This window comes from Stenotrophomonas maltophilia (genome assembly GCF_006970445.1).
Lineage (GTDB): Bacteria > Pseudomonadota > Gammaproteobacteria > Xanthomonadales > Xanthomonadaceae > Stenotrophomonas > Stenotrophomonas maltophilia_AU.
Map to the genome: position 1 here is coordinate 2,898,387 of NZ_CP033877.1, position 21,780 is coordinate 2,920,166.

Here is a 21,780-nt window from a genome sequence, read left to right on the forward strand (position 1 = left end):
GAACCCACCCCGCCCGGCCCAGCCCATGAAGCGAGCGCTTTACGCGACCAGACCCCGCCACGAGGGGCTCAGCCGTTGGCCGGAACCCCCGCGACAAACCCGCGCACGTGCGCAATCCCCACGAACGTCGGACAATGGAGACCTTGGCGGCCCGCCGCGCCGCCCCTCCCGCTTTCCGCTGCAAGGATTCCCCCATGGCCGCCCGCAAGTCCTCCGCCCCCCTGATCGAAGTCACCGCCCGCCCCGGCCAGCCGCTGGGCATGGCGCCGGCCACCTTCCTGCGCGACTTCTGGCAGAAGCGCCCGCTGCTGATCCGCAACGCCTTCCCGGACTTCCAGACCCCGGTACAGCCGGAAGACCTGGCCGGGCTGGCCTGCGAGGAAGGCGTGCTGGCGCGCCTGATCGAGCACGACAAGGCCCAGGATGGCTGGCGCGTGCGCACCGGCCCGTTCCAGGAAGACATCTTCCCCGCCCTGCCCGACCACGACTGGACCCTGCTGGTGCAGGACGTGGACAAGTGGGACCCGGACGTGCGCGCCTTGATCGAGCACTTCAGCTTCCTGCCGCGCTGGCGCATGGATGACGTGATGATCAGCTTCGCCGCCACCGGCGGCTCGGTCGGCGCCCATGTCGACCAGTACGACGTGTTCCTGCTGCAGGCCCATGGCCACCGCCGCTGGCAGATCGATGCCAGCGAATCGATCAAGGGCAAGCAGCCGCCGCTGGGCTTCCGCCCGGACGTGGAGCTGAAGCTGCTGAAGGTGTTCAAGCCGACCCACGACTGGGTGCTGGCACCGGGCGACATGCTGTACCTGCCGCCGAACGTGCCGCACCACGGCGTGGCCGAAGATCCCTGCCTGACCTTCTCGTTCGGCATGCGCGCACCGGCCTCGGCCGAGCTGATCAGCGACTACCTGGACACCCTGATCGCCGATGCCGACGAGAACATCCGCTACCAGGATGCCGACCTGAAGGTGCCGGCCGACCCGAACGAGATCGACACGGTGGCGATGGCGCGGGTGATCACCGCGCTCAATGCCATCCGCATGAACGACCCGGACAAGCTGGGCGACTGGTTCGGCCGTTTCATCACCACCTACCGTGCAGCGGGCGAAGTGATGGCCCATCAGGCCGCGCCGGCACCGGAGGAAGTGGTCCAGGCGCTGGCCTCCGGCCTGCTGCTGCAGCGCCACCCGTGGGCGCGCCTGGCCTGGCGCCGGGCCAAGCGCGGCGCCAGCCTGTACGTCAGCGGCCAGGACTTCGCGCTGCCAGTGAAGGACGCGCAGCGCCTGGCTGGCGCCGAACAGCTCGATGCCGCCGCTTATCGCGGCCTGTCCGACAAGGGCCGGGCCGTGGTCCAGCAGCTGCTGATCGGTGGTGTGTTCCAGCTGATCGACCCGAATGAGGTATACGAGGCCGAAGACGAGGAAGACGGCGAGGATGCCGTGGTGCTCGGCGAGGTCGTCGAAGGCCGTGACCGCGTGGATGCGATCGACGCCGACGCAGTGTCCGACGATGTCCACTCCGTGACCGTGCACGACGACGGTATCGAGGTCATCGTCAACTTCGAGGACGACGACGAAGACGACAGCACCGGCCGGGCCTGAGCCTTCACCATGATCCGGGTCCAGCAGGTCAGCCACGCCGACGCCCACGTTGCCATCCACGACGTGCGCCAACGCGTGTTCGTGCAGGAACAGGGCATCGCCGCCGAACTGGAACGCGATGCGCTGGACCCGGTCAGTGCCCATGTGCTGGCGCTGGACAGTGACAACCAGCCGGTCGGCACCGGCCGGCTGGCCCCGGACGGTCGCATCGGCCGCATGGCCGTGCTGGCCAGCCATCGCAGCAACGGAGTCGGCGAGGCCCTGCTGGCGGCACTGGTCGAAGCCGGGCGCCAGCTCGGCCTGGCCGAACTGCACCTGCACGCCCAGCTGCCCGCCCGCGATTTCTATGCACGCCAGGGCTTCCTGCCCGAGGGCGAGGTGTTCGAGGAAGCCAGCATCGGCCACCAGGAGATGCGCCGCCGGCTGGGCGCGGCCAGCGCCATCGACAGCCGCGCCGAGGCGGTGGCGATCACCACGGCCATCATCCACCGCGCCCGTCGCCAGCTGTGGCTGCACAGCCGCCAGCTGGACCCCGGACTGCTTGACGCGCCCCCGGTACAGGCCGCCCTGCGCCGCTTCGTCACCGCCCGCCACGACAAGCAGCTGCGGGTGATCGTGCACGATGCCGCTGCGATCGCCGCTGCCGGCGCGCCGCTGCTGGCCCTGGCCCAGCGCCTGCCAAGCGTGATCCAGTTCCGCGAGGTGACCGATCCGGTCGACCGCGCGCTGGCCTCGGCCTGCCTGCTCAACGATGCGGGCGACTTCTACTTTCGTCTGATCGGCCACCGCCTCGACGGCGAGGCCGGCATCGCGCTGCCGGCACGTTCGCAGCCGTTCGAGCAGCAATTGCAGCGCGTCTGGGACCGTTCGCGCGATTGCAGCGAACTGCGTGCGCTCGGCATCTGAGCGCGCGCCACCGCGCCAACCTGTCTGGGAGCGGCACCGGGGGACGCACGATGCCTCGGGTGGTGCCCCTTCGTGTCCGGTTGGGGGTACAATTTGGCTGTTTGAACGCGCCCGTGCATGGCTATTCATCTTCGTGCCGGGTCCTTCTGAAGCCATACCCCACAAAGCGAATCAGCACCCTCCATCGTGGACAATCAACTGAAGCAGTTTGCGCAATCTTCGCAACTCGCCGGCGGCAACGCCTCCTATGTCGAGGACCTGTACGAGCAGTACCTGGTCTCCCCGGATAGTGTCGATCCCAAATGGAAAACCTACTTCGACGGCTTCAAGGGCCGCGAAGCAGGTGACATCCCGCACTCGGCCGTCATCTCCCACATCGCGGACGCGGCCAAGGATGCGCTGAAAGCCGGCACCGGCAGCGGTGCGGGCGACGAGCGTGAGCGCAATGTCGGTCGCCTGATCACTGCCTACCGCTCGCGTGGCCACCTGGACGCCCGCCTCGATCCGCTGGGCCTGGCCGCGCCGGTCAACACCCCGGACCTGGGCCTGCCGTTCCACAGCCTGTCCGATGGCGACCTCAACAGCGAGTTCAGCACCGGCGGCGTCGGCGGCCAGCCGCGCATGAAGCTGCGCGACCTGCTGGCGCGCCTGAAGGCGACCTACACCGGTTCGATCGGTGCAGAGTTCATGCACATCTCCGAGGTCGAGCAGCGCCAGTGGATCTACAAGAAGCTGGAACTGGCCGGTGGCAACTACCAGCTGGACGCTGACACCCAGCGCCGCACCCTGGAGCGCCTGACCGCGGCCGAAGGCCTGGAACGCTACCTGCACACCAAGTACGTCGGCCAGAAGCGCTTCTCGCTGGAAGGCGGCGACTCGCTGATCCCGATGATGGACACCATCATCCGCAGCGCCGGCAAGGATGGCGTCAAGGACGTGGTGATCGGCATGGCCCACCGCGGCCGCCTGAACGTGCTGGTCAACACCCTGGGCAAGAACCCGCGCAAGCTGTTCGACGAGTTCGAAGGCAAGTTCGAGCACGACGAGCACGCCTCGGCCGGCGACGTGAAGTACCACATGGGCTTCTCGGCCGACGTGTCCACCGAAGGTGGCCCGGTGCACCTGGCGCTGGCGTTCAACCCGTCGCACCTGGAAATCGCCGATCCGGTCGTGGCCGGTTCCGTGCGTTCGCGCCAGGAGCGCCGCAAGGACACCGCGCGCAAGCAGGTCATGCCCATCCTGATCCACGGCGACGCGGCCTTCTCCGGCCAGGGCGTGGTCATGGAGCTGTTCCAGATGTCGCAGGCCCGCGGCTTCGCCGTCGGCGGCACCGTGCACATCGTGGTCAACAACCAGGTCGGCTTCACCACCTCCAACCCGCTGGATACGCGTTCCACGCGCTATGCCACCGACGTGGCGAAGATGATCGCCGCCCCGGTGCTGCACGTGAACGGCGATGATCCGGAAGCCGTGGTGTTCGCCGCGCAGCTGGCCTTCGAGTTCCGCCAGACGTTCGCCAAGGACGTGGTCATCGACCTGATGTGCTACCGCCGCTGGGGCCACAACGAGGCCGACGAGCCGGCGATCACCCAGCCGCTGATGTACCAGGTGATCCGCAAGCACGCCACCACCCGTGAGATGTACGCCGAGCAGCTGGAAAAGGCGGGCGTGATCGCCGCCGGTGCCGGCAAGGCGATGGTCGATGCCTACCGCGAGAAGCTGGACGCCGGTGAAGTGACCACCGAGCTGGCCAAGGTCGAGAAGACGCCGCCGAGCAGCCCGCTGTTCGTCGATTGGCCGAAGCTGCTGGAAGGCAAGCTGTCCGATCCGGTCTCGACCAAGGTCGAGAAGAACAAGCTGGTCGAGCTGGCCAAGCTGATCAACACCGTGCCGGACGAAGTGCAGCTGCACTCGCGCGTGGCCAAGGTCTACGACGACCGCCGCAAGATGGCTGCCGGCGAGATCCCGGGTGACTGGGGCTTTGCCGAGAACCTGGCCTACGCCACGCTGCTGGACGAAGGCAGTGCCCTGCGCCTGGTCGGCCAGGACGTGGGCCGCGGTACGTTCACGCACCGCCACGCGATCCTGCACGACCAGAAGACCGACAACTACTACATGCCGCTGCGGCAGCTGGTGGATTCGCCGGAGAAGGCCACCGTCATCGATTCGCTGCTGAGCGAAGAAGCGGTGATGGCCTACGAGTACGGCTTCTCCACCACCGATCCGAACACGCTGTGCATCTGGGAAGGCCAGTTCGGCGACTTCGCCAACGGTGCCCAGGTCGTCATCGACCAGTTCATCGCCGCCGGTGAAGCAAAGTGGGGCCGCATCTCCGGCCTGACCCTGCTGCTGCCGCATGGCTATGAAGGTCAGGGCCCGGAACACAGCTCGGCGCGCCTGGAGCGCTTCCTGCAGCTGTGCGCGCTGGAGAACATGCTGGTGGTGGTGCCGTCGACCCCGGCACAGGCCTTCCACATGCTGCGTCGCCAGCAGCACCTGACCACCCGCAAGCCGCTGGTGGTGATGTCGCCGAAGTCGCTGCTGCGCCACAAGCTGGCCGTGTCGACCCTGGACGAGCTGGCCAACGGCGAGTTCCAGCACCTGATCGGCGACGCCAATGCGGACGCCAAGAAGGTCAAGCGCGTGGTGCTGTGCTCGGGCAAGGTCTACTACGACCTGCTGGAAGACCAGACCAAGCGTGGCCAGGACGACGTGGCGATCATCCGCGTGGAGCAGCTGTATCCGTTCCCGCGTGCGCTGCTGGCTGCCGAACTGAAGAAGTACGGCAAGGCCACCGACGTGGTGTGGACGCAGGAAGAACCGCAGAACCAGGGTGCGTGGTACCAGATCCGCCACCACCTGCAGTTCTGCCTGGCCGATGGCCAGAACCTGCACTACGCCGGTCGCGCACGTTCGGCTTCGCCGGCTGCCGGTCACATGGCTGACCACGTCCGCGAACAGCAGCAGCTGGTCGCCGATGCACTGGTCAACCCGTTCAACGACACGTTCGCTGAATAATCCTCCCCCTATTTAGAAGACAAACCAGGAAGCTCCCGCAATGGCCACCGAAGTCAAAGCCCCGGTACTGCCCGAATCCGTCGCCGACGGCACCATCGCCACCTGGCACAAGAAGGTGGGCGACGCCGTCAAGCGCGACGAAAACCTGCTTGACCTGGAAACCGACAAGGTCGTCCTGGAAGTGCCGTCGCCGGTCGACGGCGTGCTCAAGGAAATCAAGTTCGCCGAAGGCTCGACCGTGACCTCCAGCCAGGTCGTGGCGATCATCGAAGAAGGTGCCGTCGCTGCCGCCCCGGCCCCGGCCGCTGAAGCCGCTCCGGCTGCAGCCGCTGCCCCGGCCGCCGCTGCCCCGGCCGCTGCCGCCGCTCCGGCCCCGGCTGCCAAGTCGGCCGCCGACGCGCTGCCGCCGGGCGCCCGCTTCACCGCCATCACCGAAGGCGTGAACCCGGCCGACGTCGACGGCACCGGCCGTCGCGGCGCGGTGACCAAGGAAGACATCGTCAACTTCGCCCGCAACGGCGGCGCCGGCAAGGCCGGTGGCGCACGTCCGGAAGAACGCGTGCCGATGACCCGCATCCGCAAGCGCATCGCCGAGCGCCTGATGGAGTCGAAGAACTCCACCGCCATGCTGACCACCTTCAACGAAGTCGACCTGTCCAAGGTCTCGGCGGCGCGCAAGGAACTGCAGGACGAGTTCGTCAAGGCACACGGCATCAAGCTGGGCTTCATGAGCTTCTTCGTGAAGGCCGCCGCCAACGCGCTGCAGCGCTTCCCGCTGGTCAACGCCTCGATCGACGGCGACGACATCATCTACCACGGCTACTCGGACATCTCGATCGCTGTGTCGACCGAGAAGGGCCTGGTCACGCCGGTGCTGCGCAACGTCGAGCGCATGTCGTTCGCCGACATCGAGAAGACCATCGCCGACTACGCCAAGAAGGCCCGTGACGGCAAGCTGAGCCTGGAAGAACTGCAGGGCGGCACCTTCACCGTGACCAACGGCGGCACCTTCGGTTCGCTGCTGTCGACCCCGATCATCAACCCGCCGCAGAGCGCCATCCTGGGCATGCATGCCATCAAGGAGCGTCCGATCGCCCAGAACGGCCAGGTCGTGATCGCGCCGATGATGTACCTGGCGCTGTCGTACGACCACCGCATCATCGACGGCAAGGACTCGGTGCAGTTCCTGGTGGACATCAAGAACCAGCTGGAAAACCCGGGCCGCATGCTGTTCGGCCTGTAAGAAACCTCCCGCCCCTCCGCGCCTGCGCGGAGGGGTTCTGGTAATGCATCAAGGAATAATTCAATGGCTGAACAATTCGACGTCGTCGTCATCGGTGCCGGCCCGGCCGGTTACCACGCTGCCATCCGCGCGGCCCAGCTGGGCCTGAAGACCGCCTGCATCGACGCAGCGCTGGGCAAGGACGGCAAGCCGGCCCTCGGCGGCACCTGCCTGCGCGTGGGCTGCATCCCGTCCAAGGCGCTGCTGGATTCCTCGCGCCAGTTCTGGAACATGGGCCACATCTTTGGCGACCACGGCATCAGCTTCAAGGATGCCAAGATCGACGTCGAGGCGATGGTTGGCCGCAAGGACAAGATCGTCAAGCAGTTCACTGGCGGCATCGGCATGCTGTTCAAGGCCAACAAGGTCGCTGCCTACTACGGTTTCGGCGAACTGCAGCCGGGCAACGTGGTCAAGGTCACCCAGCATGACGGTTCCATCGTCGAGCTGAAGGGCACCAACGTCATCATCGCGGCCGGTTCGGATTCGATCGAACTGCCGTTCGCCAAGTTCGACGGCGACACCATCGTCGACAACGTCGGCGGCCTGGACTTCACCGAAGTGCCGAACCGCCTGGCGGTAATCGGCGCCGGCGTGATCGGCCTGGAACTGGGCAGCGTGTGGAAGCGCCTGGGCGCTGAAGTCACCATCCTGGAAGCACTGCCGGAGTTCCTGGCCGTGGCCGACGCCGAAGTGGCCAAGACCGCTGCCAAGGAATTCAAGAAGCAGGGCCTGGACATCCGCCTCGGTGCCAAGGTCTCCAAGACCGAGATCACCGGCAAGGGCAAGAAGAAGGAAGTCGTTGTCACCTACACCGACAGCGAAGGCGAAAAGACCCTGACCGTGGACAAGCTGCTGGTGGCCGTCGGCCGTCGCGCCGCCACCAAGGGCCTGCTGGCCGAAGGTACCGGCGTCAAGATCAACGAGCGTGGCCAGATCGAAGTCGACGCGCACTGCCACACCGGCGTCAACGGCGTGTGGGCGGTCGGCGACTGCGTGCGCGGCCCGATGCTGGCCCACAAGGGCTTCGAGGAAGGCATCGCGGTGGCCGAGCTGATCGCCGGCCTGCCGGGCCACGTCAACTTCGACACCATCCCGTGGGTCATCTACACCGAGCCGGAACTGGCCTGGGTCGGCAAGACCGAAGCCCAGCTGAAGGCCGAAGGCATTCCGTACAAGGCCGGCAGCTTCCCGTTCGCCGCCAACGGCCGTGCCGTGGCGATGATCGAGCCGGCGGGCTTCGTGAAGATCCTGGCCCATGCCGAAACCGATCGCATCCTCGGCATGCACCTGGTCGGCGCCAACGTCTCCGAACTGGTGCACGAAGGCGTGCTGACCATGGAGTTCAGCGGCTCGGCCGATGACCTGGCCCGCATCTGCCACGCCCACCCGTCGCTGTCGGAAGTGATCCACGACGCGGCGATGGCGGTCAGCAAGCGCGCCATCCACAAGGCGAACTGATCGACCTTCCGGGTGGGTGCCGACCGTTGGTCGGTACTCCCCTGCAAACAAAAACCCCGCCCCGGCGGGGTTTTTTGTTGCCTGCAACGAACGGCGCCGCATGACTTGACGCTGCAATACTGCGGTTCAATGATCGCCATATCTACCCAAGGAAGGAACGCCATGCGATCGATCCCCCTCGCCCGCACATCGCGCACGGCCGCCCTGATGTTGATGGCCGCACTTGTTCCGCTGTTGGCCTGCGCAGCCGAACCGCTCGAAGGCGACTACCGCAGAGCCCCGGTCCAGCCGGTCGAGGTGAGCCCGCTCGGCGCCAACCAGATCAGGATCCGCTACAGCATGCCGGGCGAAACCCTGTTCCACTCACCCGGGGTCGATTACAGGTCCGCCGACGGCATCCTGCAGGTCGCCATCCGCCGCTGCGGCGTCAAGGACAGCGGCTGTACCGCCATGGCCAAGGCCACCGCGCCCAAAGGCAACCCGTGGCGTCCGGAGGTCGTGCTGCCCTACCGCGGCGAGAAGATCATGATGATGTACAGCGATGGCCAGCAGCAGGTCGTTCCTGCATCGCCGGCAGCGGGCTCACGCTGATCCGGACGCACTGCCCGCAACGGCCGTAGCCAGCTCCTGCATGAAGACCTGCGTAGCGCGCGATGCGCGACCCACCTGCGAACTGACCAGGCCAAACACGCGGCGGATGGCCGGCTTCACTGGCAGCACGCGCAGGCCGTGCAGATCATCCGGCAACGTCGATTCCGGCACCAGCGAGACCCCCAGTCCCTCACGGGCCAGCACGCACGCGCTGGCCCAGTCGCGCACGGACACTCTTACGTCGCTCAGCTGTAGACCGGCGTCCGCCATCAGGCGCTGACCGTTCACCGCACAGCCCCCTGTTGCGAGGATGAAGGGCTCGGCCGCCAACTCGCTCAGCGCCACCCCGCTTCCCGTGGCGCGACGCCCCAGCGGATGCGCCTGCGCAAGCACCGCCATCCACCCATCGCTGCCCAGCATCAATGGGGCGCGATCGGCAGCGGGATTCATCACCACCCCGGCGTCGACCGTGCCCGATTCAAGCCAGCGCTCGACCTCCTCGTCCGTACCCTCCACGATCACCACCTCGATGCCCGGGTGGCGGCGCTGGAAGTCACGCAGCAGCGCAGGCAGCACGCTGGAAACGAGCGACGGGAAGGTCGCCAGGCGGACGCGTGCGCCACTGAGCCCATGGCTGTCATCGGCCAGCGCGCGGATCGCCTGCAGGCCGCCCAGCATGATGCGCGCGTGTTCGATCACCCGCTGCCCGAGCGCGGTGATCTCCACCCGGCGCCGCTCGCGCACGAACACCGCAAACCCCAGGGAGGACTCCAGCTGCGCCAGGGCCTGGCTGGCACCGGACTGGCTGATGCCGACGCGATCAGCGCCACGCGAGATGGTTCCCTCGTCAGCCACCGCAACCAGCAGGCGCCAATGGGCAAGATTCATCATGACTGGCAGTAGCCCAGCTTATGGCAAGAAAATCGAAGATTGATTTTACCGGATACCGCTCGCACCGCAGACTGCCTCGCATCGGCTGGCCCAGCCGTCCTTTCCCCCTCGAGACCGTCCATGAAGCTGTACTACGCGCCCTACACCTGCTCGCTGTCGCCCCATATCGTGCTGCGTGAGCTCGGCCTGCCCTTTGAGCTGATCAAGGTCGACAACGCCACCAAACAGACCGCCGATGGCCGCGATTTCCGCACCATCAACCGCAAAGGCTATGTCGCGGCGCTGGAACTGGATGACGGGCAGGTGCTGACCGAAGGCCCGGCCATCGTCCAGTACCTGGCCGACCTGAAACCCGGATGCGCGCTGGCGCCGCCCGCCGGCAGCTGGGAGCGGGTGCGACTGCAGGAGTGGTTGAACTTCGTGACCAGCGAGATCCACGCCGGCTCGGCGCCGCTGTTCAACGCCGATCTGCCGGAAGCGGCCAAGGCCTTCTTCCGGCAGAAGCTGTTCAAGCGCTTCGACCTGCTGCAGGACACGCTGGCAACGCAGGACTTCCTGACGGGACCGGACTTCAGCGTTGCTGATGCCTATCTTTTCACGGTGCTCGGCTGGTGCCGCCTCTTCTCCATCGATCTGGCGGCGTGGCCGGCGCTGCCTGCCTACCTCCGCAGGATCAACGCGCGACCGGCCGTGCAGGCGGCGCTGCGTGCCGAGGCAGCATGAGGTGGAGCCGAGCATGGGCTCGGCTCTACACCTTCCCAGTGGGCTTCTTCGGCGGATCCTCACAGACCCTGTGCTGCACAACCGTATCGCCGACCTTCCATTCCTTCGCGACCCTGCAGCGCTCCTTGGCTTTCGGCACAGAGACCGCTGCAGCGTTCGCCTCATCGGCAGCGGCGGTCTGCTGGCGTTCCAGCCACACCGAGGGCGGCGCTGGAGGTGCGGCCAGTACCGGGGCCGCCAACAGGGCCAGACCGACCAGCAGCACCCTCCTCATGCGGGAACCACCCGACCACCGAGCAACCGCGCCGGCAGCATGAACAGCGCGCGCAGGAAGGCGAACAGCGCCGAGAAGGTGATGCCGACCAGGCGGAACGGCAGGCTCAGCAGCCAGACGAACGGCCAGGCGATCAGGGCGAGGATCGCCAGCGGCCAGCACAGCACGAACAACAGGCACCACACACCGAGCGCGAACAGGGTCTTCATCACGGTCTCCTTGTGGCGGCACCTTGCCGCCTGCAGACACCTTGGCGCCCCGCCCTGGCCGCCCGCAAACGGTTTGCGACGAAACCGGGCTGGGGGCGATGAAACCGGTGGTGGGGAAACCGGAGATTGATCAGGTTGCCGGCCAGCGGCCGGCACTACCGAATGGATTCACACCGGGACTGCGCCCGGGCGGCCGTGGGTCACCTGGAAGCGCGCCGCGGTGCGCACCGTCGCATCCGCACGCAGCACACTGTCAGCGAAGCGCAGTTCGGCGTCCACGGTCTGCCGGTTCAGCTGCAGCTTCCACCAGCCGCGGCGGTCGCCGTCGAAATAGCGGATATGCGGGTTCTGCGCTATCGACGGCCCGTAGTACGGCCCGTACGGCGTGTCGTCGCCACCACTGCTGATCGCCGGGGCGATGAATTCAGTGGCCACGACCGGCGCACTGGCCGCGTCGAAATCCAGCTTCAGGTCGTTGACGAAGGTCGAATGCCAGTCACCGCCGAGAACAATGGCATTACCCTGCCCGCCCGCCTGCATCGCCTGCAGCAGCCGGTTGCGTGCGGCGGGATAGCCATCCCAGGCATCATTCCAGAAGCGCTCGCGCGGCGTGCCACCGTCCAGCCGCAGCTGCGCCATCAGCAGCTGCTGCACCACCACGTTCCAGCGCGTGGCCTGCGCGGCGGCCATCGACTGCGTGAACCACGCCTCCTGACCCACGCCCAGCATGCTCATGCGCGGATCGAGAGCCGCTTCGCAGCGAGGTGACTCACCCACACCGCAAGGATTGGCCGGGCGGAACTGGCGGCAGTCCAGCAGCGTCAGCTGCGCCAGATCGCCGTAGCGCAGACGCCGGTGCACGCGCAGGCCACCATTGCCCGCAGGCGTGCTGCGCATCGGCAGATGTTCGTAGAACGCGCGGTAGGCCACCGCGCGCCGCACGATGAAGTCTTCCGTCGATACCCCGGGCTTCTCCGGATGGATGCCGGAGTAATCGTTCTGTACCTCGTGGTCGTCCCAGATCACCGCGAAGGCGTGCGCGGCATGCGCCGCCTGCAGATCCGGATCGAGCTTGTACAGCGCGTACTGGTCACGGTAGCGCTCCAGGCTCACCGTCTCGCCACTGAAACGCGCCGCGTCCAGCGTGCTGCCACGCGCGTTCTGCAGCGGGCTGTATTCGTACAGGTAATCGCCGGCATGCAGCACCAGGTCGACATCGCTCTGCGCGATATCGCGCAGCACCGGGTAGTAGCCACTGTTCCAGGCCTGGCAGGTGCACAGTGCCAGCCGCAGCTGCTGCAGCTGTGTGTCCAGCAGCGGCGCGGTGCGGAAGTGGCCGACCGCGCTTTCCTCATCGCCATCGCATGCGAAGCGGTAATAGTAGTCGCGGCCGGGACGCAGGCCGCTGACCTCCACATGCACCGAATGGGCCAGCTCCGGCACCGCGGCAGCCACACCGCGCTGCACCAGCCGGCGCATGCCGGGGTCTTCGGCCACGAACCAGCGCACCGGTACCGCCCGCGACGGCATGCCGCCGCCGTTGAGCGGGTCCGGCGCCAGCCGCGTCCACAACACGGCCCCCTGCGGATCCGGATCGCCGGCGGCGATACCAAGGGTGAACGGATCACGGCCGAGCCGCGGCCGTGGGCCAGCCGTGGCCAGCCCCGGCATCGCCGCCAGCGCGATCGCCGCCCCCGTGCCCTGCCACGCCATGCGCAGCAGGCGACGACGGCGTTCCGGATCGACAGGCCCGCGCATCAGAAGCGCACGGTTGCGGTAGCCATTACCTGGCGCGGCGCACCGACCTGCATGGTCGCCAGGCTGCGGGTCGGGTCGGCGGCGTAGGTGCCGTTGGTGTTGATCGAGGACAGGTAGCGCTTGTCGGTCAGGTTGGTCAGGTTCAACGCCACGGTCAGGTTCTGCGCCGGGCCGAGCTTGCCGAAGTCATAGGCCACGGAGGCATTGACCAGCCAGTAGCTCGGCACTGACACGTCGTTGGTGTAGGTCACGTAACGTTTGCCGACGTGGTTGGCCGACAGGCGCATGTCCCACGGGCCCGGGGTCCAGGCCAGGGTGCTGGCGAACATCCATTCCGGGGTGTCGACGGTCTTCTTGCCGCGGGTCGGCACCACGCCATTGTTCACGTAGTCGTTGTCATAGGTGCTGTCATTCCAGGACAGCGCGTTGGACCACGACAGGTCCTGCATCGGCTTCAGCTGCAGCGTCGCCTCGGCGCCACGGCTGGTCACCGAACCGACGTTGGAGAACAGCGCCGGGCAACCGAGGATGCCCACGCACTGTGCGATCGCCAGCAGGCGGTTGTCGAACTTGACGTCGTACACCGCAACCGAGGCTTCATAGCCACGGCCGTAGCCACGCCAACCCAGCTCGATCGTGCGCGACTGTTCCGGCTTCAGGTTCTGCGCGCTGGCATCGAAGGCGGCCTGCGGCACGTTGAACGGACTGCCCACGCCCAGTGCATAGGCCGCGATGTTCTTGGCGAACGAACCAAAGATCTCGTTGCCTTCGTTGAGCTTGAAGTTGAAGCCGGCCTGCGGCAGGAAGCCCTTCTTCGAGGTCAGGCTGCTGTTGTTGGCATAGCTGCCCAGCGGCGTGCGCACGCTGGTGCGGGTGTGCGGCGACTTCGCACCGATGTCGATGGTCAGCCGGTCATCGAACAGGCGGAAGCGGTCCTGCACGTAGAACTGGCGGGTGATGGTGGTGTAGCGCTGGTGCCACACGCGCTGGTCCGGGTTGCGCAGGAAGAAGTCGTCGGTGATCGGGCCGTCGATGTAGTAGAAGTTGCGCTGCACGCTGTGGCCGTTGTCCTCGTACCAGAGACCCGCTTCCAGTTCGTGGCCACCGACGTTCCAGGTGAATGCCGAGGTCACGCCGGTACGGTCGATCGCGTACTCGGTGGTGCGGATCGAGATCGGGATCTCGCGGCTGGTGCCCGGGTTGGACGGATTGGACGGGCTGAACCAGTGGCCCTGGCCACGGTTGCTGTGGTTGTAGACGTTGACCTTCAGCCGCATCGACTCGTTCAGGCCGAAATCGCCGGCGATGCTGGACAGGTCATCGTTGCGCAGGCCGTGGCCGGAGTAGTACGCGTCCCACGGGCTGTTGACGCCGCCACTGAATTTCCCGCGTGCCGCGGCGACGGCGCGATCCCAGTCCGGCGCGTAGTTGTCCCAGTCCCAGCCGAGGCGATCAATCATCTCCAGCGACAGGTCCTGGTAGTCCGCCTCGACACGGCGCGAGGCGTTGAACAACGCGGTGATCCTGCTGTCCGTTCCGAAGTTGTAGGTGGCCTTGCCATTGAACTGCTTCAGCTCCTGCGAGCCCTTGCCCTTCCACTTGTCACCTTCCGAATACACGCCGGACAGGTAGGCAGCAAAGCCCTGGTGCTCACCTGTCTCCAGGCGTGCATAGCTGCGGCGCGCACTGTCGCTGCCGAAGCCCTGCGCCAGCACCACCCCGTACTCGGTGGACGGATCGATCGAATAGAACTGGAACACGCCGCCGAGGTTGCTGGTGGACGGCGTGCCGAGCGCGCCGATGCCGGTGGATACTTCGGCACCGCCCAGGTTCTCGCTGATCACGGCACGGCTGATGTGCAGGCCGTTGCTGTTGCCATAGGCCATGTTGCCCAGCGGAATGCCATCGAGCGTATAGCCCAGGCGGTTCTGGTTGAAACCACGCAGGCTGATGGTGGTGGACCATTCGTAGGCGCCGGTGGCATCGGCCGACTCGAAGTGCACGCCCGGCTTGCTGGCCAGCAACTTCAGCGGATTGGCACCGGGCGGCAGGATCTTCATGTCCTCGGCGGTCACGCGCTGCACCTGGCGGGCTTCACCGCGGCCGATCACCGAGATCGAATCGAGGGTGGTGGCCGACGGCGCGTCGGTGGCGGGGGCGGTTTCAGCGGCAGCCAGCGACGGCAGCGAAGCACAGACCAGCAGGGCCAGCAGATTGCGGCGAAGCGGAGCGTGGGACGGCATGGAGGCGGATTCCTTGGGCACGCTGGACGCCGAAGGGCGGCGTCGAAGGGCAGCAGCGGCGGAATCGTAGAAGCGTCGCGTTACATGTCATTTACACGCCACATACGGAATTTTGGCGTTTCGGATGGTTTACCGGCCGTGGGGTGGTTGCCGGCCAGCGGCCGGCACTACGGTTACTCGAACGAGCCGACCGAATCGTGGGCCAGGTTGTCGAAGCGGGTGTACTCGCCGAAGAACTTCAGCTTGCACGAACCGGTCGGGCCACCACGGTGCTTGCCGATGATGATCTCGGCCAGGCCCTTGTCCGGCGAATTTTCCTTGTTGTAGTAATCATCGCGGTAGATGAACACGATCATGTCCGCGTCCTGCTCGATTGCGCCCGATTCGCGAAGGTCGGCCATCACCGGGCGCTTGTCGGTACGCGTTTCCAGCGAGCGGTTGAGCTGGGACAGCGCGATCACCGGCACGTTCAGTTCCTTGGCCAGTCCCTTCAGCGAACGCGAGATTTCCGAGATTTCGGTCGCGCGGTTTTCACTGTTGCCCGGCACGCTCATCAGCTGCAGGTAGTCGATCACGATCAGGCCGAGATCATGCTCGCGCTTGAGGCGGCGGCACTTGGAACGCAACACTTCCGGCGACACGCCCGGCGTATCGTCGATGAAGATCTTGGTTTCCTTCAGCATCTTGATCGCGCTGGTAACGCGGCTCCAGTCCTCGTCTTCCAGCTGGCCGGTACGCAGGCGCTGCGCGTTGATGCGGCCATTGGAGGAAATCAGGCGCATCGCCAGCTGCGATGCCGACATTTCCATCGAGAACACCGCCACGCCCTTCTTCGACTTGATCGCCGCGTACTCGGCGATGTTCAGCGCGAAGGTGGTCTTGCCCATCGCCGGGCGCGCCGCAAGGATGATCAGGTCGGTCGGCTGCAGGCCGGCGGTCATCGCATCGAAATCGTTGTACCCGGTCGGCAGGCCGGTGATGTTGCCGCCGTTCTCGAAGCGGTTGCGCAGCTCCTCGAAGGCATCCTTCAGTGCGCCGGGCATGGCCACGAAATCGGTTCGGCCACGCGCACCCTGTTCGGCGATCGCAAACACGCTCTTTTCCGCCGAGGCCAGCAGCTCGCTGCTGTCACGCCCCTCCGGCTGGAAACCGTCATTGACGATGTCGGTGCCGACCTGGATCAGCTGCCGCAGCACCGCCTTGTCGCGCACGATTTCGGCGTAGGCCACGATATTGGCGGCCGACGGCGTGGTACTGGCCAGTTCGATCAGGTAGGCACCGTCGCCCACCAGTTCCATCTTGCCCTGCGATTCAAACCACTCGCCCAGGGTCACCGCATCGAACGGCCGTTCGCGCTCGGAAAGCTCGCGGATCGCACGGTAGATCATCTGGTGATCGCGACGATAGAAGTCGCCTTCGGTCAGCTGGTCGTTGACCCGGTCATACGCCTCGGGCGCCAGCATCAGGCCACCCAGCACCGCCTGCTCGGCTTCCACCGAATGCGGCGGTACCCGCAACTGGTCGATGCGCGACTCGTCGCGATCGCGATCGAAGCCATCACCGCGCTCTCTGCGGTTGGAACGGAAGCCGGGACGAGCGGACATGCTGCGGTGTTTCCTGCAAAAGTGGGCCAGACGAGTGTAGGCATGCGCCGACCCCGGCGGCCATGGACAATCCTGTGGATAAGCCGTGGAGAAACGGGGGATATCCGCCGGTGCCTGGCCAGACTGGCGTGGGGGTGTCGCACTGCCTGCGACGGGCGCCATTGCGGCGCCCGAGCGGGACATTATCGCAGATCAGGCGCCCCGGGTCGGAGCCCGTCGCTGCGCGTCAGGATCCGCCCCTGGGCGTGGCTGGGGTCGGATCCCGCTGCGGCGCAGAGGGCTCTGCCCCCGCAGGCGTCAATCGCCCTTCACGTGCACCGCGATCAGCGCCAGGAACCGGTCCACGTAGCCCTGCAGGAATTTCTGCGTGCCCTCGTTGTGGATCGTGCCGTCCGCATCGATCAGGCCATCCTTGAAGTGGATGAACGCCTCGGGCTGGCCAAGCACATGCATGTCCAGGAAGGCCAGGCTGTTGCGCAGGTGCTGCTGGGCCACGGCGGTACCGATCTGGCCGATGGAGGCGCCGATCACCGCCGCCGGCTTGCCGGCAAACGCACTGTCACCGTAGGGGCGTGAGCCGATATCGATGGCGTTCTTGAGCACGCCCGGTACCGACCGGTTGTATTCGGGGGTCACGAACAGCACCGCGTCGGCAGCGCGCACCTGGTCCTTCAGCCGGGTTCCCTGCGTCGGGTAATGCGCGTCGAAGTCCTGGTCGTACAACGGCAGGTCGCCGATCTGCACGTACTGGAAGCGCGCGCGATCGCCGGCGATCTTCTCCAGCGCATGGGCCAGCTTGCGGTTGCAGGAGTCCTTGCGCAGGCTGCCGACGAACACGGCGATGGTGGGGACGGACATCGGGACATACTCCTCACGGTGCGGGAGGCCCAGCCTAGCCGCCGGGCCTGTGCACGCCGGTGAAGATCAGCCGCCCACAACGCCTGCGCGCGCCTGCCGCCAATGCGCCTGCCAGGCCTGGAACATCAGCACGTTCCACAGATGGGTATGCCACTTGCGCTGCCCTCCCAGGAACTGCTGCCACAACGGCTGCACCGCCGCCGCCGACAGCACGCCCTCACGCTCCAGCCGCGCCGGCTGCAGCAGGTCCTCGGCCCAGGGCCGCAGGTCGCCCTTCAGCCAGTCACTGACCGGTGCGCCGAAACCGCGCTTGGGACGGTGCACCATCGAATGCGGCACGTAACGGCCCAGCACGCGCTTGAGCAGCACCTTGCTGGTCGTCTCACTGCGCTTGAAGCCCAGCGGCAGCGACCAGGCGAACTCGGCCACGCGCCAGTCCAGCAGTGGTGCGCGCGCCTCCAGGCTGACTGCCATCGAGGTGCGGTCGACCTTGCACAACAGGTCATCCGGCAGGTAGCTCACGAAATCGGCCAGCATCATCGCGTCGGCCGGGGTCCCCGCGCCGTGCAGCGGATCGGCCAGGTCGTAGAAGCTGCCGGCGGCCTGCGCGCCGGGCACCGCCGCGGCCGGGTCGCGCCAGCGCGAGATACGGTTGCGGTAGACGTCGCCGATGCCACGCGCACCGGTCTCGGCCAGCAGCGCGGCCAGGCCGCCGGTCCGCGAGGCCTCACCCTGCTGCTGCGAGCGTGCGCCCATCCAGCGCCGCAGCGGCCCCGGCACGCGGCCGAGCATCTGCCAGTTGCGCAGCGCGCGTACATACCGGGTATAGCCGAAGAACAGCTCATCGCCACCGTCGCCAGACAGCGCCACGGTCACGCCCTGCCGCGCCAGCCGGGCGACCAGCGCGGTGGGCACCTGCGAAGCGTCGGCAAAAGGCTCATCGAACATCGCCGGCAACTGCGGCACCACCGCCAGTGCGTCGGCGCCGCTGACGTACAACTCGGTGTGATCACAGCCCAGGTGAGCAGCCAGCTCCCGGGCCAGCGGCGCTTCGTCATGTCCCGAATCGGTGAAGCCGATGCTGAAGCTGTGCACCGGTTGCCCGCTCTGGGCCTGCATCAGCGCCGCCACCAGTGACGAATCGGTGCCGCCGGACAGGAATACGCCGACCGGCACGTCGGCCACCATGCGCAGCGCCACCGCGTCGCGCAGCAGCGTGTCCAACTGTTCCTCCGCCTCCTCGATGCGGCCCTGGAACGGGGCGGCCAACGCCGCCTGCATGCGTGCACGCGCATCCCAGTACGGGCGCTGTGCCTGTTCCGGGCGATGCGCGGATGCACCGGCAGCGACGGCCGCCGCGTCCAGGCGCAGCACCCGGCCCGGCATCAGCTTGTAGCAGCGCTGGTGGATGCTGTGCGGCGCCGGGATGTAATCCAGCCGCAGCAGCAAGGTGAGCGCATCACGGTCGATGTCGTTGTCGAACGCCGGGTGTTGCCAGAGCGCCTTCAGTTCCGAACCGAACACCAGCGTGTCGCCGGCCCAGCCGTAGTACAGCGGCTTCTTGCCGACGCGGTCGCGCGCCAGCCACAGGCAGCGCTCCTGGCGGTCCCACAGCGCGATGGCGAACATGCCGTTGCAACGCTGCAGGGTATCTTCCACGCCCCACTGCAGGATCGCTGCCAGCAGCACTTCGGTGTCGGAATGGCCGCGGAAGGCATGCCCCAGCAGCTCCAGCGCCTCGCGCAGGGCGGCGAAGTTGTAGACCTCGCCGTTGTAGGCCATCACGTAGCGGCCGTCGGCCGAGGCCATCGGCTGGTGGCCCAACGGGGACAGGTCGAGGATGCTCAGGCGCCGATGCGCCAGCGCGATGCCTGCCTCGGCATCGACCCAGCTACCGCCATCATCCGGCCCGCGATGGTGCAGCGCCTGGCCCATGGCCAGGGCCTGCGCCTGCAGCGCCTCGGCCGACGCCAGCGGCGCCGGCAACAACATTCCCGCCAATCCACACATGCATCAGGGTTCCTGCGCCAGGTCGAGGGCGGCGCCAACCACCGCATTGTCGCTTGGAAGCCCGAACATTGCTGCCCCCGCCAGTGGCGTATACGTATCGGCACCACAGACCCGGCGCAATGGCAGATGGCCGAACCCGGCCTCGACCAGCGCGGTGACCACCCCCTCACCCACCCCGCCACTGTGACGCCCTTCGTCCAGCACCAGCACCCGCCGTGCGCTGGCCGCCTGGCCGGCGATGAAGCCGGCATCCAGCGGTACCAGCCAGCGCAGGTCGACCACCCGCACCTGCCAGCCCAGCTGCTGCTCGATCGCCCGCGCCGCGCGCAATGCCATCGGCACGCCGTTGCCATAGGTGAAGATCACCAGGTCGCCGGCGTCCGGCGCATAGACCCGGCCCTCGCCCGGCACCAGCGCCTGGCCCTGTGCCGGGTAGTCGAACAGCCACTGGCCATCACCCGCTTCATGCAGGTCCTTGCTCATGTACAGCGCGATCGGCTCCAGGAACACCGCCACGCGCCCATCCACCCGCGCCAGTGCGGCCAGCGTGCGCAGCATCATCACCGCGTCGTCGCCGCGCGACGGGCAGCCCACCACCAGGCCCGGGATGTCGCGCAGCGCGGTGATCGAATTGTCATTGTGGAAGTGGCCACCGAAGCCCTTCTGGTAGCCCAGTCCGGCCACCCGCACCAGCATCGGGTTGCGGAACTGGTCGTTGGAGAAGAACTGCAGCGAACACGCTTCGCCGCGCACCTGATCGATGGCGTTGTGCAGATACGCCAGGTACTGGATCTCCGGAATAGGCAACATGCCCAGGTTGGCCAGGCCCTGCGCCATCCCCAGGATCATGGTCTCATCCAGCAGGGTGTTGAACACCCGGCGTGGGCCGAAACGGCGCAGCAGATCCTTGCTGACGGTGTAGACACCGCCCTTCTGTGCCACGTCCTCACCGAACAGCAGGCTCTGCGGATACTTCGCCAGCAGTTCCTGCAGGCCGTGGTTGATCTGGATCGCCAGGTGGCGTGGCGCCTGCCGCTCGGGCAGGGTCTCCGCACCGCCATACAGCGCTTCGCGCGTCCCGGCGGGCACCTCGCGCCGCGCTTCGGCCTGCACCGCGGCCGGCGTGTACGGCGCAAGCGGCGCCACCACCTCCTGCAGCGACTGCAACTTCGGCCGCGCTTCGGCATCGACGGCGGCGGCCATGCAGCGCGCGCGCATCGTTTCGTAGGCGACCTCGATCGCCGCCGCATCCATCCAACCCGATTCCATCGCGATCTGCGCCGAGCGCAGCAGCGGATCCTGCGCCTCGGCCGCGCACAGTTCCGGCAACGCGCGCCATTCCACCTCGAAGTCGGTGCCGGCGTGGCCCATCAGGCGCGTGGTGCGCAGATGCAGGAAGGTTGGTCGCCGCGTGCGCCGGCAGTGATCCACCGCGGCCTGCACCTGGGCGTGTCCGGTGGCCAGGTCGAGGCCATCGGCAAAGAAATAGTCCAGCCCCGGCTGGCGGCTGAATCGTTCGGCGATCCAGCCGTCCGGCGTCTTCACCGAGATGCCCAGGCCATTGTCCTCGCAGACGAACAGGACCGGTGCCGGCAGCTTCTGGTAAGCCGACCACATCGCGGTGTTGAACGCGGTCTGTGCCGTGGCATGGTTGGCCGAGGCATCACCGAACGAGCACAGCACGATGCTGTCGGCCGGAATGGGAAGCGCGTGGCCCAGCCGCTTGCCACTCTCGATGGCCAGCGCGGTGCCCAGCGCCTTCGGCAGATGCGATGCGATGGTCGAGGTCTGCGGCAGCACCCATAGCGGTTTGCTGCCCCACACCTTGTGGCGCCCCCCACTGGCCGGATCATCGGCGCTGGCCGCGAATGACAGCGCAGCATCGCGCAGCGGGTCGATCCCCGGCACCTGGCGCGAGCGCTCGGCCATGAAGGCGCCGGAGCGATAGTGCAGGAACGCCGGGTCGGTATGCCGGCTGGCCCGCGCCAGCAGCGCGTTGCCTTCGTGGCCGGACGAACCGATGGTGTAGAAGACCTTGTTCTGCACGCGCAGTACGCGCGCCATCAGGTCCAGCTGACGGCTGGCCAGCTGCGAATCGAACAGTTCACCGAAGGCCGCTGCGCTGAGCGTGCTGCCCGGCAGGATCGGTGCATCCTGCGCGGGACGTGTGCGCGGCGTGCCGCGCCAGCCACGCACCGCGTCGAGGAAATTGGCGTCGCACACTTCGGCGCGGTTGAGCACGCGCATGCGCGCAGGAATCGGATCTGGAACCACAGCAAACATCGAACACCCTCCGTGTCGTTGTTGCGTTCCGCCGGGCGTTGGCCCGGCGCTACCCTGTGGGC

The 21,780-nt window shown here is 67.0% G+C and carries 16 protein-coding genes; 7 read left to right on the forward strand and 9 right to left on the reverse strand.

The window, feature by feature from the left end:
• Positions 1-194 precede the first annotated feature (194 nt).
• From EGM71_RS13375 to EGM71_RS13400, 6 genes are all read left to right on the forward strand, one after another.
• Complete coding sequence (locus EGM71_RS13375) at positions 195-1,607, forward strand: cupin domain-containing protein (RefSeq protein WP_188485313.1); 1,413 nt, start codon at positions 195-197, stop codon at positions 1,605-1,607.
• Between the two features lie 9 nt (positions 1,608-1,616).
• Entirely contained in the window at positions 1,617-2,513 is an 897-nt protein-coding gene (locus EGM71_RS13380; RefSeq protein WP_188485314.1) for a GNAT family N-acetyltransferase, read from the forward strand.
• Between the two features lie 186 nt (positions 2,514-2,699).
• Positions 2,700-5,531 carry a 2-oxoglutarate dehydrogenase E1 component gene (locus EGM71_RS13385; RefSeq protein WP_188485315.1) on the forward strand — a complete coding sequence of 944 codons (2,832 nt, stop codon included), beginning with the start codon at positions 2,700-2,702 and terminating at the stop codon, positions 5,529-5,531.
• Positions 5,532-5,571: 40 nt separating this feature from the next.
• Entirely contained in the window at positions 5,572-6,774 is a 1,203-nt protein-coding gene (sucB, locus tag EGM71_RS13390; protein ID WP_014037775.1) for a dihydrolipoyllysine-residue succinyltransferase, read from the forward strand.
• 63 nt (positions 6,775-6,837) lie between these two features.
• Positions 6,838-8,274, forward strand: a complete 1,437-nt coding sequence (lpdA, locus tag EGM71_RS13395) for a dihydrolipoyl dehydrogenase (protein WP_126927574.1) — start codon at positions 6,838-6,840, stop codon at positions 8,272-8,274.
• A 162-nt stretch (positions 8,275-8,436) separates the two neighbouring features.
• Positions 8,437-8,865 (forward strand): hypothetical protein, encoded by a 429-nt coding sequence (locus EGM71_RS13400; RefSeq protein WP_188485316.1) that lies wholly within the window; start codon positions 8,437-8,439, stop codon positions 8,863-8,865.
• Here the strand turns inward: EGM71_RS13400 and EGM71_RS13405 are convergent.
• Entirely contained in the window at positions 8,857-9,753 is an 897-nt protein-coding gene (locus tag EGM71_RS13405) for a LysR family transcriptional regulator (protein ID WP_223224474.1), read from the reverse strand. The genes EGM71_RS13400 and EGM71_RS13405 overlap by 9 nt on opposite strands.
• A 123-nt stretch (positions 9,754-9,876) precedes the next feature.
• Here EGM71_RS13405 and gstA point away from each other — a divergent pair, with 123 nt between their 5' ends.
• On the forward strand, positions 9,877-10,479 hold the full coding sequence (gene gstA, locus EGM71_RS13410; RefSeq protein ID WP_188485318.1) for a glutathione transferase GstA: 603 nt from the start codon (positions 9,877-9,879) through the stop codon (positions 10,477-10,479).
• Between the two features lie 25 nt (positions 10,480-10,504).
• On the opposite strand, the gene EGM71_RS13415 is transcribed toward gstA, so the two are convergent.
• The 8 genes from EGM71_RS13415 to EGM71_RS13450 all read right to left on the reverse strand — a co-directional run bounded on the left by EGM71_RS13415 (position 10,505) and on the right by EGM71_RS13450 (position 21,718).
• Positions 10,505-10,753 carry a hypothetical protein gene (locus EGM71_RS13415; RefSeq protein ID WP_188485319.1) on the reverse strand — a complete coding sequence of 83 codons (249 nt, stop codon included), beginning with the start codon at positions 10,751-10,753 and terminating at the stop codon, positions 10,505-10,507.
• The gene (locus EGM71_RS13420) at positions 10,750-10,962 is read right to left on the reverse strand and encodes a hypothetical protein (protein ID WP_049438118.1); all 213 of its coding nucleotides are present in this window, start codon (positions 10,960-10,962) and stop codon (positions 10,750-10,752) included. Before EGM71_RS13420 ends, EGM71_RS13415 begins: the two co-directional genes overlap by 4 nt.
• A 168-nt stretch (positions 10,963-11,130) precedes the next feature.
• Positions 11,131-12,720: an alkaline phosphatase D family protein gene (locus EGM71_RS13425; RefSeq protein WP_188485320.1), complete on the reverse strand. Its 1,590-nt coding sequence runs from the start codon at positions 12,718-12,720 to the stop codon at positions 11,131-11,133.
• Positions 12,720-14,963, reverse strand: a complete 2,244-nt coding sequence (locus EGM71_RS13430) for a TonB-dependent receptor family protein (protein ID WP_188485321.1) — start codon at positions 14,961-14,963, stop codon at positions 12,720-12,722. The genes EGM71_RS13425 and EGM71_RS13430 overlap by 1 nt, the downstream gene beginning before the upstream one ends.
• 173 nt (positions 14,964-15,136) lie before the next feature.
• Positions 15,137-16,567, reverse strand: coding sequence for a replicative DNA helicase (locus EGM71_RS13435; protein WP_075677331.1), 1,431 nt, complete (start codon positions 16,565-16,567; stop codon positions 15,137-15,139).
• Between the two features lie 297 nt (positions 16,568-16,864).
• On the reverse strand, positions 16,865-17,425 hold the full coding sequence (locus tag EGM71_RS13440; protein ID WP_188485322.1) for an NADPH-dependent FMN reductase: 561 nt from the start codon (positions 17,423-17,425) through the stop codon (positions 16,865-16,867).
• A 66-nt stretch (positions 17,426-17,491) separates the two neighbouring features.
• Entirely contained in the window at positions 17,492-19,435 is a 1,944-nt protein-coding gene (asnB, locus tag EGM71_RS13445; RefSeq protein WP_188485323.1) for an asparagine synthase (glutamine-hydrolyzing), read from the reverse strand.
• 3 nt (positions 19,436-19,438) lie between these two features.
• Positions 19,439-21,718, reverse strand: a complete 2,280-nt coding sequence (locus EGM71_RS13450) for a transketolase C-terminal domain-containing protein (protein WP_188485324.1) — start codon at positions 21,716-21,718, stop codon at positions 19,439-19,441.
• Positions 21,719-21,780: the final 62 nt, after the last annotated feature.

Coding starts and splice junctions, on each gene's coding strand:
- EGM71_RS13375 (WP_188485313.1), top strand. CDS start 195: ATGGCCGCCCGCAAGTCCTCCGCCCCCCTGATCGAAGTCACCGCCCGC.
- EGM71_RS13380 (WP_188485314.1), top strand. CDS start 1,617: ATGATCCGGGTCCAGCAGGTCAGCCACGCCGACGCCCACGTTGCCATC.
- sucB (WP_014037775.1), top strand. CDS start 5,572: ATGGCCACCGAAGTCAAAGCCCCGGTACTGCCCGAATCCGTCGCCGAC.
- lpdA (WP_126927574.1), top strand. CDS start 6,838: ATGGCTGAACAATTCGACGTCGTCGTCATCGGTGCCGGCCCGGCCGGT.
- EGM71_RS13400 (WP_188485316.1), top strand. CDS start 8,437: ATGCGATCGATCCCCCTCGCCCGCACATCGCGCACGGCCGCCCTGATG.
- EGM71_RS13405 (WP_223224474.1), bottom strand. CDS start 9,753: ATGAATCTTGCCCATTGGCGCCTGCTGGTTGCGGTGGCTGACGAGGGA.
- gstA (WP_188485318.1), top strand. CDS start 9,877: ATGAAGCTGTACTACGCGCCCTACACCTGCTCGCTGTCGCCCCATATC.
- EGM71_RS13415 (WP_188485319.1), bottom strand. CDS start 10,753: ATGAGGAGGGTGCTGCTGGTCGGTCTGGCCCTGTTGGCGGCCCCGGTA.
- EGM71_RS13420 (WP_049438118.1), bottom strand. CDS start 10,962: ATGAAGACCCTGTTCGCGCTCGGTGTGTGGTGCCTGTTGTTCGTGCTG.
- EGM71_RS13425 (WP_188485320.1), bottom strand. CDS start 12,720: ATGCGCGGGCCTGTCGATCCGGAACGCCGTCGTCGCCTGCTGCGCATG.
- EGM71_RS13430 (WP_188485321.1), bottom strand. CDS start 14,963: ATGCCGTCCCACGCTCCGCTTCGCCGCAATCTGCTGGCCCTGCTGGTC.
- EGM71_RS13435 (WP_075677331.1), bottom strand. CDS start 16,567: ATGTCCGCTCGTCCCGGCTTCCGTTCCAACCGCAGAGAGCGCGGTGAT.
- EGM71_RS13440 (WP_188485322.1), bottom strand. CDS start 17,425: ATGTCCGTCCCCACCATCGCCGTGTTCGTCGGCAGCCTGCGCAAGGAC.
- asnB (WP_188485323.1), bottom strand. CDS start 19,435: ATGTGTGGATTGGCGGGAATGTTGTTGCCGGCGCCGCTGGCGTCGGCC.
- EGM71_RS13450 (WP_188485324.1), bottom strand. CDS start 21,718: ATGTTTGCTGTGGTTCCAGATCCGATTCCTGCGCGCATGCGCGTGCTC.